This is a genomic window from Kibdelosporangium philippinense (genome assembly GCF_021390435.2).
Lineage (GTDB): Bacteria > Actinomycetota > Actinomycetes > Mycobacteriales > Pseudonocardiaceae > Kibdelosporangium > Kibdelosporangium philippinense.
The window spans coordinates 2,048,760-2,070,840 of record NZ_JAJVCN010000001.1 but is presented as its reverse complement, the minus strand read 5'-3'; the positions used below and the strand labels follow the sequence as shown (position 1 = coordinate 2,070,840).

General features: G+C 65.8%; 13 protein-coding genes. 7 read left to right on the top strand and 6 right to left on the bottom strand.

Annotated elements, in window-relative coordinates; genetic code table 11:
- The first annotated feature begins 27 nt into the window (after nucleotides 1–27).
- Both LWC34_RS09575 and LWC34_RS09570 read left to right on the top strand, forming a co-directional pair.
- Nucleotides 28–378, top strand: a complete 351-nt coding sequence (locus LWC34_RS09575) for an STAS domain-containing protein (RefSeq protein WP_233724638.1) — start codon at nucleotides 28–30, stop codon at nucleotides 376–378.
- Between the two features lie 90 nt (nucleotides 379–468).
- Nucleotides 469–960, top strand: a complete 492-nt coding sequence (locus tag LWC34_RS09570) for an ATP-binding protein (protein ID WP_233724637.1) — start codon at nucleotides 469–471, stop codon at nucleotides 958–960.
- Between the two features lie 308 nt (nucleotides 961–1,268).
- Here LWC34_RS09570 and LWC34_RS09565 read toward each other — a convergent pair whose 3' ends face one another.
- Nucleotides 1,269–2,441 (bottom strand): MFS transporter, encoded by a 1,173-nt coding sequence (locus LWC34_RS09565; RefSeq protein WP_233724636.1) that lies wholly within the window; start codon nucleotides 2,439–2,441, stop codon nucleotides 1,269–1,271.
- Between the two features lie 254 nt (nucleotides 2,442–2,695).
- On the opposite strand from LWC34_RS09565, the gene LWC34_RS09560 reads away from it, so the two are divergent.
- Nucleotides 2,696–3,049, top strand: a complete 354-nt coding sequence (locus LWC34_RS09560; RefSeq protein ID WP_233724635.1) for a hypothetical protein — start codon at nucleotides 2,696–2,698, stop codon at nucleotides 3,047–3,049.
- Nucleotides 3,025–3,234, top strand: a complete 210-nt coding sequence (locus LWC34_RS58745) for a hypothetical protein (protein ID WP_372496452.1) — start codon at nucleotides 3,025–3,027, stop codon at nucleotides 3,232–3,234. Before LWC34_RS09560 ends, LWC34_RS58745 begins: the two co-directional genes overlap by 25 nt.
- Here the strand turns inward: LWC34_RS58745 and LWC34_RS09555 are convergent.
- From LWC34_RS09555 to LWC34_RS09535, 5 genes are all read right to left on the bottom strand, one after another.
- Nucleotides 3,203–3,667, bottom strand: coding sequence for a (2Fe-2S)-binding protein (locus tag LWC34_RS09555; RefSeq protein ID WP_233724634.1), 465 nt, complete (start codon nucleotides 3,665–3,667; stop codon nucleotides 3,203–3,205). The genes LWC34_RS58745 and LWC34_RS09555 overlap by 32 nt on opposite strands.
- Entirely contained in the window at nucleotides 3,664–4,503 is an 840-nt protein-coding gene (locus tag LWC34_RS09550) for an FAD binding domain-containing protein (protein ID WP_233724633.1), read from the bottom strand. Before LWC34_RS09550 ends, LWC34_RS09555 begins: the two co-directional genes overlap by 4 nt.
- Nucleotides 4,504–4,602: 99 nt before the next feature.
- Nucleotides 4,603–6,948: a xanthine dehydrogenase family protein molybdopterin-binding subunit gene (locus LWC34_RS09545; protein ID WP_233724632.1), complete on the bottom strand. Its 2,346-nt coding sequence runs from the start codon at nucleotides 6,946–6,948 to the stop codon at nucleotides 4,603–4,605.
- Nucleotides 6,949–7,018: 70 nt separating this feature from the next.
- Entirely contained in the window at nucleotides 7,019–8,722 is a 1,704-nt protein-coding gene (locus tag LWC34_RS09540) for a hypothetical protein (protein WP_233724631.1), read from the bottom strand.
- A 50-nt stretch (nucleotides 8,723–8,772) separates the two neighbouring features.
- Nucleotides 8,773–8,925: a hypothetical protein gene (locus LWC34_RS09535; RefSeq protein ID WP_233724630.1), complete on the bottom strand. Its 153-nt coding sequence runs from the start codon at nucleotides 8,923–8,925 to the stop codon at nucleotides 8,773–8,775.
- Between the two features lie 618 nt (nucleotides 8,926–9,543).
- Here LWC34_RS09535 and LWC34_RS09530 point away from each other — a divergent pair.
- The 3 genes from LWC34_RS09530 to LWC34_RS09520 are packed head-to-tail and all read left to right on the top strand — an operon-like array spanning nucleotide 9,544 to nucleotide 22,034.
- Nucleotides 9,544–10,680 (top strand): hypothetical protein, encoded by a 1,137-nt coding sequence (locus LWC34_RS09530; protein ID WP_233724629.1) that lies wholly within the window; start codon nucleotides 9,544–9,546, stop codon nucleotides 10,678–10,680.
- Nucleotides 10,681–16,182 (top strand): LamG domain-containing protein, encoded by a 5,502-nt coding sequence (locus LWC34_RS09525; RefSeq protein ID WP_233724628.1) that lies wholly within the window; start codon nucleotides 10,681–10,683, stop codon nucleotides 16,180–16,182.
- Between the two features lie 14 nt (nucleotides 16,183–16,196).
- Entirely contained in the window at nucleotides 16,197–22,034 is a 5,838-nt protein-coding gene (locus LWC34_RS09520) for an RHS repeat-associated core domain-containing protein (RefSeq protein ID WP_233724627.1), read from the top strand.
- The last annotated feature ends 47 nt before the right edge of the window (nucleotides 22,035–22,081 follow it).

Here is a 22,081-nt window from a genome sequence, read left to right as displayed (position 1 = left end):
GCAGGGTCTAACGGAGGCGGACAGGTTGTGACGGATGCGAGACCAGAGCTGACGTGCGACGTCAACAGCGACGAACAGACGACGGTCGTGCACATCGCAGGCGAGATCGACATCAGTACCCAGGAGCTGTTCGACGAGGCGGTCCATGCCGGATTGGACGGCCCGTCACCGCTGGTGATCCTGGACCTGGCCGAAGTCACCTTTCTCGGTTCGATCGGCCTGCGGATCCTGATCCTCGCGCACAACGAAGCCGAGAGCGCGGCCCGTCAACTGCGGATCGTCGAAGGATCGGAGGCTGTCAAGCGGGTGATGGCGATCACTGGACTGGCCCAGATCCTCGCGCTGTACCCGACCGTGGAGGAAGCCCGATCCGCATAACCACGCAACGGCCGTTCAAATGGGACATCAGCGGGTATCTTCCCTGTGGGATTTCGACGACGACCGCGGAAAGCGGGTGACGACGCGCTGATGCTCGACGACCATAGCTCGCTGCCAGCGTCAGTCCGGTTGACCAAGTGGGCGGACACCCTGCCCACGTTCGCCGCGGAGACAGTCACCGACGCGGATCTGACCCAGCCGTACATCTATGCGGACCTGCCCGCCACACCTGACCAGGCCGGAGTCGCCCGAACCCGGATCACTGAATGGGCCGCGAAAATCGGCCTGTCCGGGGTGTTGGTCCAGGACATGGTGCTGGCAAGCGACGAGGCCATGAGCAATGCGATCGAGCATGCTTATGCGGCGGTTTCGGGGACGATCACGCTGTTCGCGGCGTGCTCGGCCGTCGGTGACCAGGCCAGGATTGTCGTGGGCGATCGCGGGGTGTGGCAGCCGCCGACGGCCGACCCAGGGTTCAGAGGCCGCGGGCTGGCCATGATGGAAAAGCTGGCGGCGGTGTTCCGGCTGTCGCACACGACGAGTGGAACAACGGTGTTGCTGGGCTGGCCCATGCCTGCCTGATGGCCGGCAACCGTTTTGCACCAATGGCCACGCCGAACTCGTAGCAAAACCCGGCGCGAAGAGAACGTCTCGTGTGGACTCGGCACGGCACGAACTACCGGCTGACCACCACAGCTGAGCTCGACCCGCTGCTACAGGCATCGATCGTGCAGACCGGATCAGACCAAGGCCGCCTGCCCGATGCGGTAGAGCGCATCAAGGTCGGCGACCGCGTCTGTCAAACCCTCAAGCTCACGCAAGTAACGTTGCGCCCTCGGATGTCCGGTGTTGAAAGCAGCCTCGGTAAGCTTGACCAGTCGCGCCTCCTCTCATCGCGGCACCGAATTTCGGCTTCGACGTGCCGGTGGACTGCAGGCCAATGCGAGAACAGCGCACACGGCCGCAGCAATGAGCGCAGTGTGGTAACCGGCCAAGTCGATCAACGCACCCGCAGCCGTCGGCCCGATGATCGTGCCAATGGTCAATGCCGTGTTGATCGCAGCCAAACCGGCCGACGGGCGCTCAGCGAAAACCCGCGCACTCCATATCCCGTGAGCGGCCACAACCGCGTTGTAACTGGTACCGAACAACACCGCAGCGATCAGAACCAGCGGCAGGTTCGTGGTCGCAGTACCAAGCAGCACGAGCGCGGCTGTCAGCAGCACTACGCAACCCAGATAGCCCGCACGTAACCCAAGCCGGTCAAAGACCGTGCCGCTCAAGGACGCCAGGATGCTCGCCGCACCGGCCACTGTGTACACAATCCGAGCCGGAGTCCCCGCGACGCCAGCCTCGCGTAAGGCGTCAACGCTGAACGCCCACCACACCGAACTGCCCAAGCCGATCAGTACCGCGGAACCCAGCAACGGTCCCGACCTTGGGCAGACAAACCATGACCAGTTCAACTGGACCGGGCGGTGCCTGATCACGCCACGCGCCGGAGCACGCAGCACCGCCAAAACTCCCACACCAACGGCCAGCGCGACGAACACCAGCCACGCGAAACGCCAGCGGTCCCCCGCGACGATGGCGATCGGCCCCGCGATGGCAACTCCCCACCCGGTGCCAGAGCTGATCGTCGACCACGCGAAGGCCCGCCGCGCACGAGGAACCTGATGCTCGACGATGTCGGCGTACGGCGGAAACGCCAAACCCGCCGCCGCACCCGCGATCAGGACACCGATCGCCAGCATCGGCGCGCTCTCGGCGGTACCGACCACAGCCATACCTACGATAGCCAGCCCAGCAGCAGCCCCCACCGCCCATTGTGGACTGCGGCGGACTGTCAGCCACACCACCAAGAAGTTCGCGGCCAGATAGGAAAAGTAGGCGCCCGAGGAGATCAGCCCGGCCATGTTGGCGGTGATTCGCAGGTCCGACTGCATCTCAGGCAGCAGCAACCCGTAGCCGTAGCGGGCGAGGCCGAACGTCACCGCGATCATCGCGGCGCCTGGCAACACCGTCCGGGCGAGCCCTGGTCCGGTGGACAGCGCGCTCGCCATAACGGTTCCCCCCTACCCTCGGCATTCTTCTCGGGTCCGGATACCCGCATTCATACGATGGAACACACGTGGTCACAAATTTCGTGGGTCGCCGGTCGTACCTGTGCGAGCGTCGGCGATACCGGGCCGAATCACGGCAGGCAATCAAGGGGAGTCTTGTGTCGATTTTGAAGCAGCGAACCATATCCACGGCACGACGATATGCACTTCCACTCCTCTGGCTCGCGTTGGCGGTCCAGGCCGTCTGGATTGTGTTGAACGAGTTCTCTCTGCATCGGGAACCAGGCCTGAACTGGCTTGGCGTTGTCGTGCTGACCCTGTTCACCGCGTACGCCGTCAGCCAGACCGGCGCGACCCGGCACCCATCGCTGACCAAATGGATATCGATCCTGGTTCGCGTGCTGACCTCGTGGCAATTCCCGTGGGGCTTGGCTGACAGGTTCAGCCTTCGAGGCCCACGTGGCCAAGACGGTGTTTCATGGGGTGACTATGGTGCCTACATCGACTACACGAGGCAAGTTGCCACATTCCTGCCCGGTGGCTTGCGCCGATACTCGCGCACGCGGCAACAGCAGCGGAACTCGTGGTCGGTATCGCACTCCTGCTGAAGTGGAAAACCCGCTGGGCCGAATTGGGCGCGGCGCTTGTGTTGTTGTCGTTCGCGGGTTCGATGACCCTGACGCTGCCTTTGCAGGACCAATTCGCTTACAGCGTGTTCGTCCTTTCCGCGGGGATGTTCGTCATGGCGACCCGGCCTTCGGTCACAGAGCCTCGCGTGACTTCACGTTCTTGATGGCGTCGACAATGAACTGGTATCCCGTGCACCGGCAAAGATTGCCGGAGATCGCGGCCCGGATCTCGGCATCGGTCGGATCAGGGTTGTCCTTGAGCAGTTCCCTCGCGGTGGCGAGCATGCCGGGAGTGCAGAACCCGCACTGCAGGCCATGATGCTCGCGGAAAGACTGCTGCAGCGGATCAAGTTCACCACCCGAAGCCAGACCCTCGATGGTGGTGACATCCGAGCCTTCGGCCTGAACCGCAAGCAAACAGCATGACCGGGCGGTGGCGCCGTCAACGGTGACAGTGCACGACCCGCACACGCCGTGCTCACAACCGACATGCACGCCGGTATAACCAAGGTCCTGACGCAGGAAGTCGGCGAGCGTACGGCGTGGTTCGCATTCGGCGCTGACCGGCTGACCGTTGACCGTCAATGAGACCTTCACGCGTGCACCGCCGTTCGAATCGCCCTGCGCGTCAGCACCGACGCCATTTCACGCCGGTAGGACGCAGGAGCATGGATGGAGTCAGGTGGATCGCAGCGCAACTCGGCGGTGGCCTCGGCGATCACGGAATCCGACAGCGTTTGCCCAACAAGCGCTTGCTCAACAGCAGTTGCCCGAATCGGTGTGGGCCCAACCCCGCCGACCGCGATCCGAGCCTGCGAGCAAACCCTGTCCTCGACGGTGATTGCGGCGACGGCCACGACAAGCGCGAGGTCCCGGCCACGAAACGACAGCTCCTGCACAGAGATTCCAGCAGCCGAGACCGGGAAACTCACGGAAACAAGCAGTTCGCCGGGTTCCAGGGCAGTCTGATGCGGGCCAAGGAAGAAATCACCAGCCGCGATGTCCCGGGTACCGTGAATGCCTTGTGCTTGAACGGAAGCGTCGAGGGCCACGGCAACCGTGGGCAGCTCAGCGGCTGGGTCGGCGTGCGCGAGACTGCCTCCGATCGTGCCACGGTTGCGGATGGATACGTGGCCGACGTGGCCGAGCGCCTCGGCCAGCAACGGCAGGTCCTGCCTGACGACCGGGGAGGTCTCGGCAGCCCGATGCCGCGTCATCGCCCCGATCACGAGATTCCCATTGTCCCGGCGCAGGTAGGCGAGGTCGTTCAGCCCGCCGATGTCCACAAGAAGACTCGGCCTGGCCAAGCGCATGTTCAGCAGTGGGACGAGGCTCTGCCCACCAGCGAGGACTTTGGCGTTGGGATCGGCCAGTGCCTCGATGGCCTCGGAAGTCGAGGATGCCCGCAGGTATTCGAAGGCAGCGGCCTTCATCGGCTGGTTCCCTTCAGAATGGGGGCAAGTATCGGGTAACCGAAGGCAGAGGTCATCAGCACGCCTCCATCCGCATCGAGGAGCCGACGGCCGTCCTCATCAGCCCGTGGCCTTGCGCATGGCTGCGAGCAGCCGGGGCGGTGTGATCGGCAGCGACGTGATCTCCAGGTCGTACTCCGGTAGCGCGTCCACGATCGCATTCACGATCGCCGCTCCCCCACCAATCACGCCAGACTCGCCCATTCCCTTGAAGCCGCCGGGAATGTGGTCCGCGGGCGTGGCCATGTGGTTGACCGTCATCGGGGGCACCTCGGTCGCCGACGGCAGCAAATAGTCCGCGAACGTCCGAGTCAGCATCCGCCCATCACCGTCGTAGACAAGTTCCTCGTACAAGGCGCCGCCGATCGCCTGGGCCGCACCACCATGCAACTGGCCGTCCACGATCAACGGGTTGATCACGGTTCCGCAGTCATGCGCGATCAGGTAGCCGAGCAGGGTGACGACACCGGTCTCCCGGTCGACCTCGGCAAGCACAGCCGTACAACCGAAGGCAGTGGCCACGTTGACCGGGTCGAAGACCTCACGTTCCTCCAGGGTCGGTGTTTCGTCCTCTGGCAGTTTTCCGTTGAGGCGCCGGTAGGCCGCGTCTCCTATCTCGGCCATCGTGACTGTTCTGTCGGGGACGCCTTTCACCGCGATGATCCCGTCGGTGATGTCCAGGTCGTCCGGGGAGGCTTCCAGGATGTACCCGGCGATTCGCAGGACTTTGGCTTTGAGGCGGGTTGCCGCTGTGCGCACTGCCGCGCCGCCTAGTGGGGCGCCGCGGCTTGCGCCTGTGCCGTATCCGCTGTACGGACTGGAGTCTGTGTCGCCCGACAGGACCGTTACATGCGCCAGTGGGACGCCTAGGGTGTGGGCCGCCACCTGGGCGAGAGTTGTGTGGATTCCTTGACCCATCGCGGACAGTCCCGTGTAGACAGTTACGTGTCCGGACGAGTCGATTCGGACGACTTCTTCGTCGAAGCCGGAATGTGCCGAGCCTGCCAGGGTTTGGATCCGGCTTGGGCCAAGGCCGGTCACTTCGTTCTGGAACGAGTAGCCGATGCCGACCGCCACACCTCGTGACCTGGCGTCCTCGCGGATCTGCTGCCAGCCCGAGTTGTGCACGGCCTCAAGGCACAGGTCAAGGCATTCTTCGTATCTGCCGCTGTCGAAGACGAAAACTGGGCTCTGGTAAGGGAATTCCTTGATGAAGTTCTTGCGGCGGACGTCGTGTGCGGGCATGCCGAGGTGTTTGGCGAGCTTTTCGACCATGTGCTCGTAGATGAAGTTCGCTTTGGGCAGTCCATATCCGCGGAACGAGCCGTACGGGGTTCGGTTTGTGGCCACGCCGACCAGGTTCATGTCCAACGTCGCGATGTCGTACGGACCGGTGACCGACGCGGCGGTCACCCAGCACGGGCTCAGACCGGCGGTGCCGAGCGCGCCGCCGAGAACGCCGTACACCGTGCCACGCATGCCTGTGATCGTGCCGTCGTCGCGGGCCGCGATTTCAACCTCGACCTTCTGCTCACGGGAATGCACCGTCGCCACGAAGCTCTCGGCGCGGTCTTCGATCAGCTTGACCGGCTTGCCCGATTGGCGGGACAGCACGCAGGCGACGACCTCGTCGCCGTAGAAGTCGAACTTGTTGCCGAATCCGCCGCCAAGGTCGGGTGTCCGGACGCGGATCTTGGCTACCGGCAGGCCGAGTACCTCGCCGAGTGAGGCCTGCGCGATGTTGGGTGCCTGGGTGGTCAGCCACACGTCGAGCCGGTCGATGAACGGGTCCCACGTCGCGACGACGCCGCGTGTTTCCAGCGGCATGCCCATCTGGCGGGCGAATCGGAAGTCCGCGCTGAGTACCACGTCCGCTTCGGCGAACGCGGTGTCGGCGTCACCCTTCTGGACTGCCATGCGACCAAGTACGTTGCTTGGCCACTCGTCGAACAGGCGCGGCGCGTCCTGCGCGAGCGCCTGTTCCAGTGTGCTCACCGCGGGCAACTCTTCGTACTGGACGTCGATCAGCTCGAGCGCGTCTTCCGCTGTCGCACGGTCCTTCGCTGCGACCGCCGCGATGCCCTGACCCGGGTACGTCACCTTGTCTACGGCCAGGGCGTACGTCTCCGGAAAGAACATGTCGGGGATGGTTCGCCAGATCACCGGCTGAGGGCCGCAGAGCGCCTTGACGTCGACGCCGGTCACGACCGCGTAGACGCCGGGTAGTGCCGCTGCTCTACTGACGTCGATCGAGGCGATCCGGGCGTGCGGGAGCGGACTTCGCAGGATCGCCGCCTCCAGCATCCCCGGCAACCGCACGTCGTCGATGAACTGCGCTCGCCCGGTCAGCAGCCGAACATCCTCGATCCTGCTGACCCGCGCTCCGATCAAGCCGTCAGACCTCACGTTGACCACCTTCTCACTGATCGACATCCACGTGAATCGCCCACAAGTGCAGCCAATGGGGAGGACTGTGTTACCGGACCTTGCGAACCAGGCCCGTATATCCCGCGAGCGCCAACGTCGCCAACGCCCACAAAGCCGCCTGGAGCAGCCAGATGCCGATGGTGAACCACTGTCCGGCCTGGCTCGCGGTGTCCAGGTCGCACTTCGCCCGGATGCCGGTGCTGGCCAGCGGAAGCCCTCGGTCAATGCCAAGGCCGAAAAGCTCCACAGTGGAGCAACTGCCGCCAGTCGGTCGCTGAGCGGCGAAACTGGCCGGCCCGGTCGGCGTATTGCCCGCCCACCAGCCCAAACCAGCGGCCAGCAGCAGTACAAGCACCAGCGCCACGGCTGTCCGGCTGGTCCGATAGCCGTATCCGGCGAGCGCACCCCACACGAAATGCGCGAACCGGCTCATCGGCCCGCCCACATCGCCGCGAGCACGGTGGTCACGCTGTTGGGTGATCAGGATTCGCCGGGCGTCACCGTCGTGGCCAGCGGCCGACCTGGTTGCCGCGAGCTGCCGGTACGGCTGAGGCAGATACGTGTGGGTGTGGAAGCGCAGCAGATGCAACCAGTCCTGCCAGCCGACACCGGCCACGTCCGTGTACGTGAAGCCGTCTACGAAGATCCGCCGTGCCTTGCCGGGGCAGCCGTCCCGGCTGTCCGGGCAGATCAAGTCCGCAGGCAGGACAACGTAGGCGCACTGTGCACTGTCCAGATTGAGCAGGAACTCACCCGCGCCGTCCAGGTGGGCATCGGCGAACTCCAAGGCACCGGCGACGTGCGCTCCCTTGAAAATCAGGGAGGACTCGGTCCCGCCGCTGGTGGCGGTGAATCCTGCGCGCAGGATGACACGGTCGTCCACCCTGAGCCGCTCGGCGTGCAGGGCGGGGCCATCGGGGTTGACCAGGTGGGTTCCTTCCATCGACAGCGAGCCGCCGATGCGAGCACCCACTAGATGCAACGCGCCTCGGTGTCCGTGCCCGGTCATGACCACGCCGCCACGTACCTTCACCGAACCGTCCACGCGGACCTGTCCTGCCTGGAGGCCTGGGCCGGAGGTGTTGGTGATTTGAGCTTCCCGCATCATCAGGACGCCACCGATGTGCGCGATCGACAGGTTCACCGCGCCTTCGATGCCGCTTCCGATGGCCGTGAACCCCTTGCGCAGGCGCATGGTTCCGTCCACGGTGATTCGCTCCGCATGCAGCGCCGGGCCCGAGTCGTTGGTCAACCTGGCGCCGCTCAACGACAAGGAGCCGCCAACGCTCGCACCCACGAGATTGACCGCGCCACGCTGGCCGACGCCTGTGGCAGTGAATCCCTGGCGCAAGTGCAATGCGCCGTCGACACGCAGTCCGGTCGCTGCCAGCCCTGGCACGTGAGTTCCGGACATGTCGAGTCGAGGGAAGCGCGCGTTGTTGAACAACGCCGGTTGATCAACAACGCACTCACGCAAGTAGAGGCCGACCGATGCCGTGACATAGCGAACGTCCAGCTCGCCGGTGATGCGCGCGTTGGCGACGCGTACTCCGCGCGGGTCGACCTCGCCATGCCAGCCAAGGAGCAGTTCGCGAATGACTTCGCCACGGACCTGGTGATCCGGCTCGTCGCAGGTCACCAGGTCCTCAGGCGCGAGCGCACTCGCGGTGTACCACAGGCCGAGGCGGGCGGACCTGATCAGCTCTTTCTCGCTGTAGGTCAGGTCCGCCAGCATTCCAGGGTGTTCCGCCACATCTCAGATGTGGTCTCCCAGGCTCGGCGTGTTACGGCCTCCCTGGGAATCTAGGTGGTCATCAATTCCTCCAGCGCTATCGCGGTGTCCGGGTAGCGGTCCAGCAGCACCACTCCAGTCGGTCCTACCTGCCACGGATCGGTGCACCCCAGCAGGCTTGCCAACGCGCCACAGGTCGCTGGGTGCTCGGCCAGCAAGGCCACGCTCGTCCCTGTGGCCTTGCGAGACGGCGTGATTTCAGGTGGCTAGCCGAATTCTGACCCGATTGATCACTCACGGTCTCTGACCAGGCAGGAACAAGGAGACGTTCCGATCGGGCGCCCGCACCGGGGCCTGCACATCAGGCAGTGATAGCAGCGCGTGCCCTCGACGCCGGGCGGCGGCCGGGGCGCAGGCCGACACCTCGCCTCTGGGGCTGGTCGGGCGATGACAGTGCGGTCCTCAACCCGCCGGGGCAATGCGACGTTGGGTGCGCGACCAGTGCCTGCGAGTGCTCGTCGCGAACACGGAGCCCTGGACTTCACACGCTCGGTAATCCACAAAGGACTGTGACATGCGGACTTCCGGATAACGGATCGACATGACAGGGATTCGCGATCCCGATATCCTTCGTGTGGCCCGTTCACTTTCACAGCCGCATCGAAGTGCTGAAGCCAGCGTGAAACCGGGCTGAAGTTCGCCCTTGGTATCTCATCTCCGACGTTTCACGCGTTCCTCGATATCGGGTGTCCGGCCCGTGACGCGTGCGGAGGGGCAAGGGCATGGACCTGAGGATGAATAGGCCTTGGCGGAGACGGTTCGTCGCCGGGATGGTCGCCGTAATGGCGGCTTCGATGGTGACGCTGATGCCGGGCAGCACGCCGTTTTCCACAGAGCAGATCGCTCCGGTTGCCGAGGCGCCAGATGCCGCCGCGGCGGTAGCAGCGGCCAACCGCCAGGGAACGCCGGTGGAAGTACTCGCCAAGCGCACGCAGTCACGCGCGGTGTTCGCCAACCCGGGCGGCACCATGACCGCCCAGCTCACGCCGGTGCCCGTCCGGGTCCGAAAAGGAGCGAGCTGGGCGAAGATCGACACCACCCTTGAGCGCCGGGCCGACGGGCGGATCGCGCCAAAGGCCTCCGACGGCGACCTGACGTTGTCCCCTGGCGGGAAGACTGCGCCCTTGGTGACCATGAACCGCGACGGCAAGACCCTCGCGTTGAGCTGGCCGGGCGAGCTTCCCGCGCCCGTTGTGGCCACCAACGAGGTGACCTACCCAGATGTCCTTCCCGGCGCCGATCTGGTGATCTTCGCTGAGCGCAACGGTTTCCGGCAGCACTTGATCGTCAAGAACGCCGACGCGGCGAAAAACCAGGCCCTCCACCAGATCCGGATGAAGATCGAGTCCGACGGGCTGACGGTCAAGGCCGATGACAGCGGCGCGCTGAGCGTGACCGACGCGAACGGCAAGGAGCTGTTCTCCGCGCCGCCATCGTCCATGTGGGACTCCGCGGGCAAGAGCACCGTCTTCAAAGTGTCCGTTGTGGACAGAGCCCTGGTAATGGAACCAGACGAGAAGTTCCTCGCCGACCCGGCGCTGAAGTTCCCTGTGACCATCGACCCGGTGCTGACCACGGCCTACAAGCAGGCGTGGGCCAACGTCCTGTCCGGCTACGCGGGCACCTCCTACTGGAACACCAGTGGCGACGGCTCCAAGGCCCAGGTCGGCCAGTGCCCGCGCGACCTGCCACCGAGTGGCAGCTGGTGCAACGGGATCGGCGAGGGATGGGCGTACTTCCAGTACGACACCGGCTGGCTGTGGGACAAGAAGCTCAAGGGGGCGACCCTGTCGACCACGGTGACCTCCAGCTCGGGCTGCGCCGACCGGATTCACGACCTGTACCACACCGATGGCCAGATCTGGAACGGCATGACGTGGAACACCAAGCTCAACGGCGCACACATCAGGGAACGCTGAATGCCGTCGGTGCACGGGGCCGCGCCCTGCAACACCGGCTGGAAGGAAGCGGGAATCGACATCCCGCTCGACCACGTGGAGAAGACCGAGCCGACGGTGTACTTCCTCAAGGCACGCAACTGGGACGACCAGTACGCGTGGCGCAAGTACGACCCCGCCCAGATGTACCTGTGGATCACCTACAACCGCGACCCCAGCCTGCCGACCGGCCTGAGCACCGACCCGCCGCTGCCCGCGCCGTGCAAGTTCTGCGCGGACTGGCCGTTCATCGGTAACCCGGACATCCGCCTGATGGCCACACTGTCCGATCCGGACGGTGACGCGCTGGATGTCAACTGGCGCCTGGACAGCAGCGGCACGGTCACGGACACCGACTGGTGGCGCAGCGGCCTGCCGTCGGGATCGGTGCACAGCCGTACCCTCGACCTGACCGGGATGGACGGCAAGGCCCTGAGCTGGGCCGTGGCGGGCGGCGACCGGGCCGATTCCAGCCCGTGGGCATGGGGGCCGCATTTCGTGGTCGACCGCGTCGGCGTCGACGTGGCGCCAACCGTGACCAGCGAGCAGTACCCAGAGGACAACAGATGGCACGGCAGTGCCGACGTCCCCGGCACCTTCACCTTCGGGGCTGCCGGAGTCCCGGACATCGACCACTACCTCTACGGCTGGCAGGAACAACCAGCGACCAAGATCGAGCCACAAACCCTCAGCGGATCGGTGTCGGTGACCTTGCCCCTGGAGGGTGACGGCCCACGCACCCTCTACGTGCAGAGCGTGGACCGTGCCGGGCACAAGAGCCCGCGACGCGACTACCGGTTCTACGTCCGCGCGGGCAACGGCCCGCTGGCACAGTGGTCATTCGAAGGCAACGCGCAGGACACCGCGTTCCTCGGCGACCGCCACGGCACGCTCGAAGGCGGTACGGGCTACAGCGCGACGGGCGCGATCGGCTCAGCCGCCCAGTTCGACGGCATCGACGACCACGTCAGCGCACCGAACACGATCCGCAACACCAGCGGATTCACCGTCTCCGCCTGGGTGAACCTCGCCAAGAACAACTACGCGAGGGCAGCGGTCAGCCAGGACGGCACCCTGTTCCCAGGTTTCGCGCTCTGGTATCGAGCCGAAGCCGACGGCACCAACCCACGCTGGGCTTTCGGCGTGCCGAACTCGACGACGTCGGACAAGGGCGTCCAGATCGCGAGCTCGCCGATCGGCATGCCAGAGCTGAACACCTGGACCCATCTGGCCGGGGTGTACGACCCTGGAGCGAAGCAAGTCCGGTTGTACGTCAACGGAAGCCTGGCCGGCAGCGTGGCCCACACCGCCACGCCGGAGTTGGCCGAGGGCCCGGTCCGCATCGGCCGCACGAAGTGGGGAGGCAACGCCGGGGTCGACCACTGGCCGGGCGCGATCGACGAGGTGCAGCTCTACGACCGGGTGCTCAGCCCGGCCGAGATCGCGGCAGCGGTCAGTTCGAGCAACGTCCAGGTGGCGCACTACAAGTTCGAGGAGACCTCCGGCACCACCGCACGTAACTCTGTGGTGACCGGTGCGGACGGCGTGTTGGAAAACGGTGCCGCGTTCACGGCTGACGGCGCGGTCGGGCGCGGTGTGAAGCTCGACGGCGTCGACGACTCGGTGTCGACCACGACCCCGCTGCTGCGTACCGACCAGAGCTTCTCCGTTGCGGCGCAAGTGAAACTCGACCGCGCGGACAACGGCACGTACACCGTGCTGAGCCAGGACGGCGAGTCGATCTGCTCGTTCTGCCTGCAGTACCAGAGCAATCGCTGGGTGTTCGTGTTCCCGAGGGACGACGCGCAGACACCGACGGGCTACGACTGGGTCGGGACCGAACCACAGCCGCAAGCCGGTGTCTGGACGCATCTCGCCGGTACCTACGACGCCACGACCGGCAAGATCCGGCTCTACGTCGACGGCGAGCTGATCGGTGAAACCACGCGAATCACGCCGTGGCAAGCCAAACGTGCGTTCCGCATCGGCCAGGCCCGTGTGCGTGGTGAGGCGCACCAGTGGCTACCTGGCTCGGTGGATGAGGTCCGCGTGTACAACCGGGCCATCTCACAGGACGAGGTGCGCGGTCTGCTCAGTGTGGACGGAGTCACGGCCGGAACCTGGAAACTCGACGGAAACCCCGACGACGTCAACAAGAAGCTCAACGGCACGCTGGCCGCTGGTGCGGACTGGGGCGCCGGCCAGGTGACCATCCCCGACCCCACCGACCTCGCGGCCCGGCTGAACGGAGTCGGCGGGCACATCAGCACGCCGAAGGCGGTGGACACGGACAAGAGCTTCGCGGTGACCGCGTGGGCACGGCTGGACAAGACAGGCGAACAGTCCACTGTGCTCTCTCAGGACGGCACCACCGTCAGCGGGTTCATGCTGCGGGCCATCAATGACCGGTGGACGTTCGTCGCGATGAAGTCCGACGCCAACATCGCGGGCGACCAGGCGACCGGTCCGCCTGTGCAGCGAGGCATCTGGACCCACCTGGCTGGCGTGTACAGCAAGGAACGCAAGCAGATCGAGCTGTACGTCAACGGTGTGCTGACCGCGACGGCGCTGCACGACGCCGGATTCGCGGCGACCGGCGGGTTCCAGATCGGCCGTGGCAAGTGGGACGGCCGCAACGTCGACCACTTCAACGGCGCCATCGACGACGTGTCGGTGTACACCCGCACGTTGTTCGCCGGTGAGATCCAGACGATGGCCGGGCGCGACGTCAGCCTCGGCCACAACTGGACTCTCGACGAGGGCAGCGGCACCAGCGGCGGTGACTCCGCAGGCGCCCGGCAGGCGAATCTGGCCAACGGCGCCGGATTCACCCGTGGCCGGGTCGGCAACGCGGTCCGCCTCGACGGCACCGACGACGTGGTGACCACGGCCGGAGTCGACGTCCGCACCGACGCGAGCTTCACCGTCTCGTCCTGGGTGAAGCTGTCGGGCAACGACTGCGACACCGACCGCACGCCAAGGTGCGTGCTGAGCGCGGTCTCGCTGGACGGCGGGAACAACCGGGCCTTCAGCAAGTTCCGGCTCGGCCTGGTCACCGACGACAACGGCCTTGACGGCAACTGGGTGTTCGAGATGCCCGAGCAGGACGGCACGATCACCAAGGCCGCGGTCGAGGTGATCCCCGGTGATCACGACAGCTGGGTGCACCTTGTCGGCGTCTACAACGCCTCAGCCAAGGCGATCTACTTGTACGTCAACGGAAACCGGAAGGACGACGGCACACTGCTCAACCCGTGGCAGGCCACGGGCGGGCTGCAGATCGGCCGGGCGCTGGAGGAAGGCTCGTACACCGGGTATTGGCGCGGCGAGGTCGACGACGTCCGGATGTACGGCGGCGCACTGACCTCTGACCGGGTTTACGCGCTGTACCACAGCTATCCGGCGCCGGAGGGCTCGACAGCCATGCCGGTCGCCGACCTGGGCCACTGGAAGTTCGACGACAACACCGGGACCACGGCAGTGGATTCCTCGGGCCGCGGCCGCAATGCCACCCTGTCCACGGGCGCGACCTGGCACAACGGCCGCATCGGCATGACCAGCTGGCTCGACGGTGTCTCGGGGTACGCCGAGACAGCTGGTCCGGTAATCAACACCGGCGCGAGCTTCTCCGTCTCGGCATGGGCGTACTTGAAGGACACCACGAAGTACGTGACCGTGTTCGGCCAGGACGCCAGCCAGATCAGCCCGTTCTACGTGCAGTACGACCCCACGGTGAAGAAGTGGGGAGCTGTCGTGCCGAACGTCGACCGGACTGATTTCCAGCCCCACTACGTGCTGTCGTCCGAAACGGCTGTCATCGGCGGCTGGAGCCATCTGACTCTGGTCTACGACGCGCAGCTTGGTCAGCTTCGCTTGTACGTCAACGGTGGGCTGTCCGGCGTGCAGACCGGTGTCTCGGTGCTGGCGGCCCCAGGCAAGTTCTCCGTTGGCCGCTGCAGGTGGGGCACCGGCAACCAGTGCTACTTCCCTGGCGGCATCGATGACGTGCGTGCCTTCGGCAAGGCGTTGTCCGACGGGGAAGTGCGCCGGATACACGATGACGCGCCGCCCGCGTTGCACGGCTACTGGCGGTTCGATGACGGTACCGTGAAGGACTGGTCGTGGGCGCAGAGCCAGATGACCATGACCGGTACGGCCACGTTCCCCGCCGGTGTCATCGGCAAGGCCGTCCAGTTCGACGGGGCCTCGTCGGCCACGGGCAGCCGCCCTGGCGTGACAATGCGGGACAGCTTCACGGTCGCCGCGTGGGCCAAGCTCAGCCGGACCGACCGGGTGGCCACCGTGCTCAGCCAGGACGGCACCCGCAACAGCGGGTTCGTCCTGCAGTACCGGCCGGAAGTCGGGCGCTGGATCTTCGGCGCGGCCAGCGAGGACGCCGACCAGGCCGCGTCAACGCCGATGATCTACGCCAACTCGTTGCAGCCGCCGACGCTGAACACGTGGACGCATCTGACCGGCGTCTACGACTATCCGGGCAGGCAGCTGCGGCTTTACGTGGACGGCGAACTTGTCGGCACCAAGAACAACGTGCTGATGTGGGCCGCGTGGGGTCCGTTCAGTCTCGGCCGGGCCATGGCGAACGGCGCCCCGACGGGCCTGTTCTCCGGCGCGCTCGACGAAGTCACCACCGACCTCGGCGTCGTGTCCGCTGACGAGATCCGTAAGCGCGCGGGCTGGCCCGCACCGGCAGGCGGGCAACTCGGCCGGTTCATCACGAACGGCGATCACCGCAGCGCGTACGCGAGCAACTCGATCTACGACCAGTTCCCGGCGGTTCCCGCGGGCTATCGTTTCGAGACCTCGCTCGGCGCGATGCTCACAGCCCAGGCTCCCGGGACGCGGCGGCTGTACAGCTGCTTGAGCAACAGCACCGACGCGTTCACCTCGACCGACCCGGCGTGTGAAGGCAAGAGCAAGCTGGCGGATCTGGGCTGGGTCTATCCCGAGCAGCCGACCGGTGTGGCCACTGTCCCGCTGTACCGATGTGTTGCTGGACAGGAGTTGTTCGACTCGAATCAGGCGTCCTGCGAAGGAAAGACTGTCGACGTGCTGCTCGGGTACGTCCTCGGGTACGCACCGCTGACGCGGTACTACCACCCGAAGATCGAAGAGCACGCGGTGTCGACGTCCATGGTGCCCAACAACTATCGGTATGAGGGCACGTTCGGTGTGCTCGCGTTGACGAACGAGCCAGGCACAGTGCCGCTCATGTCCTGTGTGGACGGTACGGACCGGTTCGTGTCCACGAATACGTCCTGTGACGGCAAGACCGTGGAAGTCCAGCTCGGCTACCTCTGGACAGCAGCGCCAGAAGGACGGGTGAGCATGCCGATCTACCAGTGCGCGCTGAACCTCGACTCGCCGGCGAAGGGTGAGCTGTTCGTGTCCTTCGAGGCTGCCTGTGAGGGCCAGACCGTCCGCGGGCCGCTCGGCCACGTCGTCCGCGTCCTGCCAGTCGGCTGAACCAAGGGGAAACCGTGAGAAACAGATCGAGATCTCGGCGTGGGTTCAGCCTCGTCATCACCGTGCAGCTGATCGCGGGACTGATCATGGGCGTGGTCGCGCCAGAGGCATGGGCCGGCGAACCGTCGACCCAACTGGTCAACGTCCCGTCCGTGCCGGTGACGAGCCCGTCGTTGCGGGCCATCGGAGCGGACCAGGCCTCAACGCAAGCGCTGTCCGGCAACCAGGCCGTCAAACCCGCGACTGAGGGGTCGGGTTTGGCAACCGCAACACCGCTTTCGCCGTCGGCGAGCTGGGCGGTGTCGCCGCACACCGGCGACTTCACCTGGTCCTACCCGTTGCGGGTGCCGCCCGCACCGGGTGGGCTCGTGCCGAACCTGGCACTGTCGTACCGGTCGTCCACTGTGGACGGCCGGACGACGGTGACCAACAACCAGCCAGGCTGGATCGGCGAGGGTTGGTCGTTGTCCGCGGGGTTCGTCGAGCGGTCCTACGGGCCGTGCTCGGCGGACACCGAGGGCGACGCGAAACCGACCGTGGCCGACCTGTGCTGGCGTAGCGACAACGCCACGGCGTCCTACGGCGGCGCGGGCGGGATGCTGATCCGCGACGACGCGACCGGGAAGTGGCGCCCGCGTAACGACGACGGGTCACGGATCGAGCAGCTGCCCAATGCGCAAAACGGCGACAACAACGGCGAGCACTGGAAAATCACGACCGTCGACGGGACCCAGTACTTCTTCGGGTCAGATACGAACTCGACGTGGACAGTGCCAGTGTTCGGCGACGACTCCGGCGAGCCGTGCCACGGCGCTTCGTTCGACGCGTCGTCGTGCACGCAGGCATGGCGATGGAATCTGACCAAAGTGGTGGACCGCAATGGCAACGAGATGCGGTACTACTACAACACCGACACGAACTCCTATGGCTTCAACGGCAAGGACAACGCCGTGTCGTACGTGCGCGACGGGCGCCTGGCCCGCATCGACTACGGCGTGCGCCCGGATGCCCCGCAACCGTCGGGTCAAGTGGTGTTCACGACCGCCGACCGGTGTGTGCCTGGCAGTGACTGCCGTCCCGAGGCACCTGGCAACTGGCCGGACGTGCCATGGGATGCCAAGTGCGACCAGACGACCTGCACGGACAAGCCCTCGCCGTCGTTCTGGACCACCCAGCGGCTGGCGTCGGTGACCACGAAGGTGTGGCGCGGCAACGGTTTCACCGATGTCGACCGCTGGGACCTCGACCAGCAGTACCCCGATCCCGGTGACGGCGAGAAAGCCGCGTTGTGGCTCAAGGGAATCAAGCACACCGGCCTGGTCGGTGGCTCGATCGAGATGCCCGCGGTGACGTTCAAGGGCACGCCGATGTACAACCGGGTGATCACGCCGGAGGACGGCGCGTCGCCGCTGATGCGTTACCGCATCACGGGTATCGTGTCCGAAACCGGTGGGGTCACGGCGATTTCGTACGCCTCGGAGTGCGCGCCGGGGAACATGCCCGCGAACCCGGAGACCAACACCAAGCGGTGTTTCCCGGTGCGGTGGGCGAAACGCAACCACGCCGAGCGCCTCGACTATTTCCACAAGTACGTGGTCACGTCGGTGATCCGAACGGATCGCCTGCACCTGGACGGCCAGCCGATATCGACGTTCCCTGAGGAAATCACCCAGTACGAGTACCTCGATGGAGCGGCCTGGCACTGGGACACCTCGGAGTTCACCAAGGACGACAAACGGACGTACAACGAGTTCCGCGGCTTCGGCCGCGTCCGGGTCCGCAAGGGCGCCGCGGACGACCCAGCAGGCCCGACGACCATGACCGAGCAACGGTTCTACCGCGGCATGGACGGTGACCGCATGCCCTCGGGCACACGGCAGGCGTCGGTGACCGACTCCGAGGGCGGCGTACGTACCGACTCCGACTGGCTGTCCGGTTTCGGTTTCGAGAGCTCGGCGTTCGAGCGAGAAGGGCCGTCGGACCAGCCGGATCCGCCGCGCGTGAGCAAGACGATCACCGAGCCCGCGGTGCAGGGTCCGCTCGCGACGCGCGGCCCGTTCAAGGCCTACCGGGTGCAAACCGGTGTCGAGCGCAGGTACACCCCGCTGGGCACTGGCTGGCGGCAGACGCGTACCGAGACCACGTACGACGATCTCGGCCTGGTGACCAAGGTGAACGACCTCGGTGACATCGACACCGCGGCCGACGATCGCTGCAGTCACATGGAGTACGCGCGCAACGATGCCGCCTGGCTGATGAACCTGGTCGGTCGCGTATGGATAGATCTTGTCCACTGTGGAGCTGACGCGGAGTATCCGCGGGATGCGTTGTCGGACGGCAAGATGACATACGACGAGCACGGCAACGTGGTCAAGACGGAGACCGCCAAGGAGCGACCAGCGGCTGGTCCGGTCTACTTCACGACCGGGACCACGGTCTACGACAAGCACGGGCGGACCACATCCAGCACCGACACGCTTGGGCGTACGACGAAGACCGCGTACACGCCCGAGCTCGGCGGCCCAGTTACCAAAACCGTGGTCACTACTCCGCCCATCGATGCCGCGCCCGGAGGCTTGGTCACGACAACGACGTTCGAACCGGCATGGGGCGTGGCGATACACAACAGCGATCCGAACTCGCGTGTGGCCGAGACGGCCTACGACGCGCTCGGTCGAGCGGTCGCGGCATGGACGCCGACCTGGACCAAGGCAGCCCATCCGAACGTGCCGTTCATCCGCACGGCCTACCTGGTACGCAACGACAAGCCGACTGTGGTCACCTCGACCGGAATCGGCCCGACAGGTGCCGAGATCAGCACGACCACGCTTTACGACGGGCTGCTGCGCGGGCGGCAGGTGCAGGCGCCTGCCTTCGGCGGCGGGCGACTGCTGACCGACACGCGCTACGACTCGCAGGGCCGTGCGTGGAAGAACACCCAGCCGTATTACAACGACAAGCCCGTCGACAACGAGCTACAGCTCGCGTCCGATGTGGACATTCCGGGGCACACTCGGGCGCATTTCGACGGAGCGGGCCGCGCTGACGCGTCGATCTACTTCGGCGGCGCGTTCGAGAAGCACCGGACCACGACGGCGTACTTCGGCGACCGGGTGGACGTCACTCCGCCGCTCGGTGGCACGCCGACGTCGACGATCGCCGACGCCCGCGGGCAGACGATCGAGCTGAGGCAGTACCACGGCCCGAAGCCGGAAGGTGGCTTCGACGCCACGAAGTACACGTACACAAAGGCAGGAAAGACCGAGACGATCACGGATCCCGCTGGGGCGGTGTGGCGGTTCGAGTACGACTTCCTTGGCCGTCAGATCAGCGGCGACGACCCGGACAGCGGGCGGACCACCAAGACGTACGACCCGGCAGGGCAGCTGCTCACCGCACAGGACGCGCGGGGCGAGGTGATCGCGTACACCTACGACAACCTTGGCCGTCAGACGGCCAAGTTCGCGGGCTCGACCACCGGCACGAAGCTGGCTGAGTGGACGTACGACACGGTGAAGAAGGGCCTCGGGAAGCCTGCTTCGTCGACCTCGTTCATCGACGGGAAGGCGTACATCGGCAAGGTGCTCAGCTACAACGCGGCTTACCAGCCGACCGGCACCTCGATGGTCATCCCGGCACAGGAAGGCCTGCTTGCCGGCACGTACAACAGCTACACCGGCTACAACCCCAACGGGAGCATCTCCAACCAGTCCTACCCGGCGGCCGGTGAGCTGCCCGCGGAGACGGTCGACTTCACGTATCACGAGCTCGGGCCGCTGGTCGCCAGCCAGGGTGGTTTCGACGGCCCGGACGTGCCGCTGGTGTCGGCGACCGACTTCACCCGCTATGGCGAGACGAGCAGGCTGACGCTTGGCTCCGGTACGAAACGCGTCTGGCTGACGCAGTACTACGACGAGCACGACCGTGGCCTCAAACGGTCCATTGTGGATGCCGAAGCGCCGTCGCCAATGCAGTCCGACGTGCACTACGTATACACCCCGGCCGGAACCATCACGTCCATCGCGGACAAGTTCAGCGGTGACGTGCAGTGCTTCCGTACCGACGGCCTGCAGCGGGTCACCGAAGCGTGGACGCCTGCCTCGGCGTGTGACGCCAACCCGTCGGTCGAGGGTCTGTCCGGACCGGCGCCGTACTGGCAGTCCTTCACCTATGACAAGTCCGGCAACCGGGTGACCGACACGCAGCACGCTGCCTCGGGTGACGTCGTCCGTACCTACACAGGTCAGGTGCCAGGGCACGCCCACGCCATCGGTTCCGTGAGCGGGCCGTCCGGTAGCACCGCGTACACCTACACGGCCGCTGGGCAGCTCGCCACACGGACCACGACTGGCGTCGCGGAGACGTTCACCTGGGACGAGGAGGGCAAGCTTGCGTCGGTCAAGAAGGGAAACAAGGAAACCTCGTTCGTGTACGACCCGAGCGGCAGCAGGCTGATCCGGCGTGACGCAACCGGCACCACGCTGTACCTGGGCGCACAGGAGCTGCACCTGCCAGCGGCCGGTGGCAACCCAACGGTCACGCGCTACTACACCCACGGTGGCAACATGGTTGCGATGCGCCAGGGACGGGGATCGCTGACCTGGCTGGCCTACGACCACCAGAGCACGGCTCAGACAGCGGTGGATTCTGGGACCATGGCGGTCACCAAGCGGCGTCAGCTGCCGTTCGGTGGTCCACGTGGTGCGGCGACGACGTTCCCGGGCAACCGCGGGTTCCTCGGCGGTTCACAGGACACGGGTACCGGGCTGACTCATCTGGGCGCACGGGAGTACGACCCGGACACCGGCCGGTTCATCTCGGTGGACCCCGTGCTGGCGATCGGGGATCCACAGCAGCTCAACGGGTACACGTACAGCAACAACAGCCCGGTCACGATGAGCGACCCATCCGGGCTGCTGCCGATGCGGTGTATGGACGACGGTCCGTGTTCCTTCGCCACCTCCGGCGGGCCGCAGTCCTCGACACCGCCACCGTCGAACTCGCCTGCGCCGACCGTGACCCCGTCCACGACAAAGGGCGGGCGAAACACGGCGCCGTACAAGCCGTCGCTGGTGTCCCGCAAGGATCAGGAGGACATCACGTTCTGGCAGGTCGAAATCGAGTCGTACGTGCGCGACACAGTGTGCGGCGGCGTTCCTGTCCGTCAGGCGACCATGGAGGACAACAACATCGAGTGCATGGTCGCGGTGAACGAACTGGAGAACGGCCAGCGGAAAGCCATCGTGATCAAGGACCTCCAGCAGCAGAAGCTCAAGGAGGCGGCCGAGAAGACCGGCATCACGCCGCCGCCGTTCGCACCGGGTGGCGGGCTGCTGTTCGCCTGCAACTCACTCGCTGGCGGTGAAGGCGTCGTGATCGGTGTCGAGACCTGCGTCGACTCGTCCGGGGCGATTTCGGACGGCTGGAAGATCGGGTTCGGCTTCACCACAGGCGTCTCCTGGTCGAGCTCGGTCAAGTACGCCGAGGGCGAGACGGACATGGACGGCGCGTCCGGACCTGCGCTGTTCGCCGAGGGCAGTTTCTTCGGCCTCGACGGATCCATGTCGCGCAGCATCATCGGGCTGAGCCCCGACCGCAGACACTGGATCTGCTTCGACTGGGAGGACTGCGACGAACCCGCCGAGATGGAGGTCGACGGGAAGAAGGAGATGCTCAAACCCGCCAAGACGATGCCGTGGCTGTTCATCACGGACAACACGACATGGGGCGGTGGCACGGCCATCGCCGAGTGGAACCGCAAGGGTGCGCACCAGTTGGAGATGGACTGGAAGGGCAAGAAGATCGGCTGGTCGCTGACCACCGGGTTCGAACATTCCTGGGTGCGGGAGTGACCCCGGGCGGTGCGGGCGGTTTCGGCCGCCCGCACCGCGCAGGCGAG

What these genes read in the sequence shown, in the direction of transcription:
- LWC34_RS09550 (WP_233724633.1), bottom strand. Translation starts at nt 4,503, where the DNA reads ATGAAGGCCGCTGCCTTCGAATACCTGCGGGCATCCTCGACTTCCGAG.
- LWC34_RS09570 (WP_233724637.1), top strand. Translation starts at nt 469, where the DNA reads ATGCTCGACGACCATAGCTCGCTGCCAGCGTCAGTCCGGTTGACCAAG.
- LWC34_RS09565 (WP_233724636.1), bottom strand. Translation starts at nt 2,441, where the DNA reads ATGGCGAGCGCGCTGTCCACCGGACCAGGGCTCGCCCGGACGGTGTTG.
- LWC34_RS09525 (WP_233724628.1), top strand. Translation starts at nt 10,681, where the DNA reads ATGCCGTCGGTGCACGGGGCCGCGCCCTGCAACACCGGCTGGAAGGAA.
- LWC34_RS09530 (WP_233724629.1), top strand. Translation starts at nt 9,544, where the DNA reads ATGGCGGCTTCGATGGTGACGCTGATGCCGGGCAGCACGCCGTTTTCC.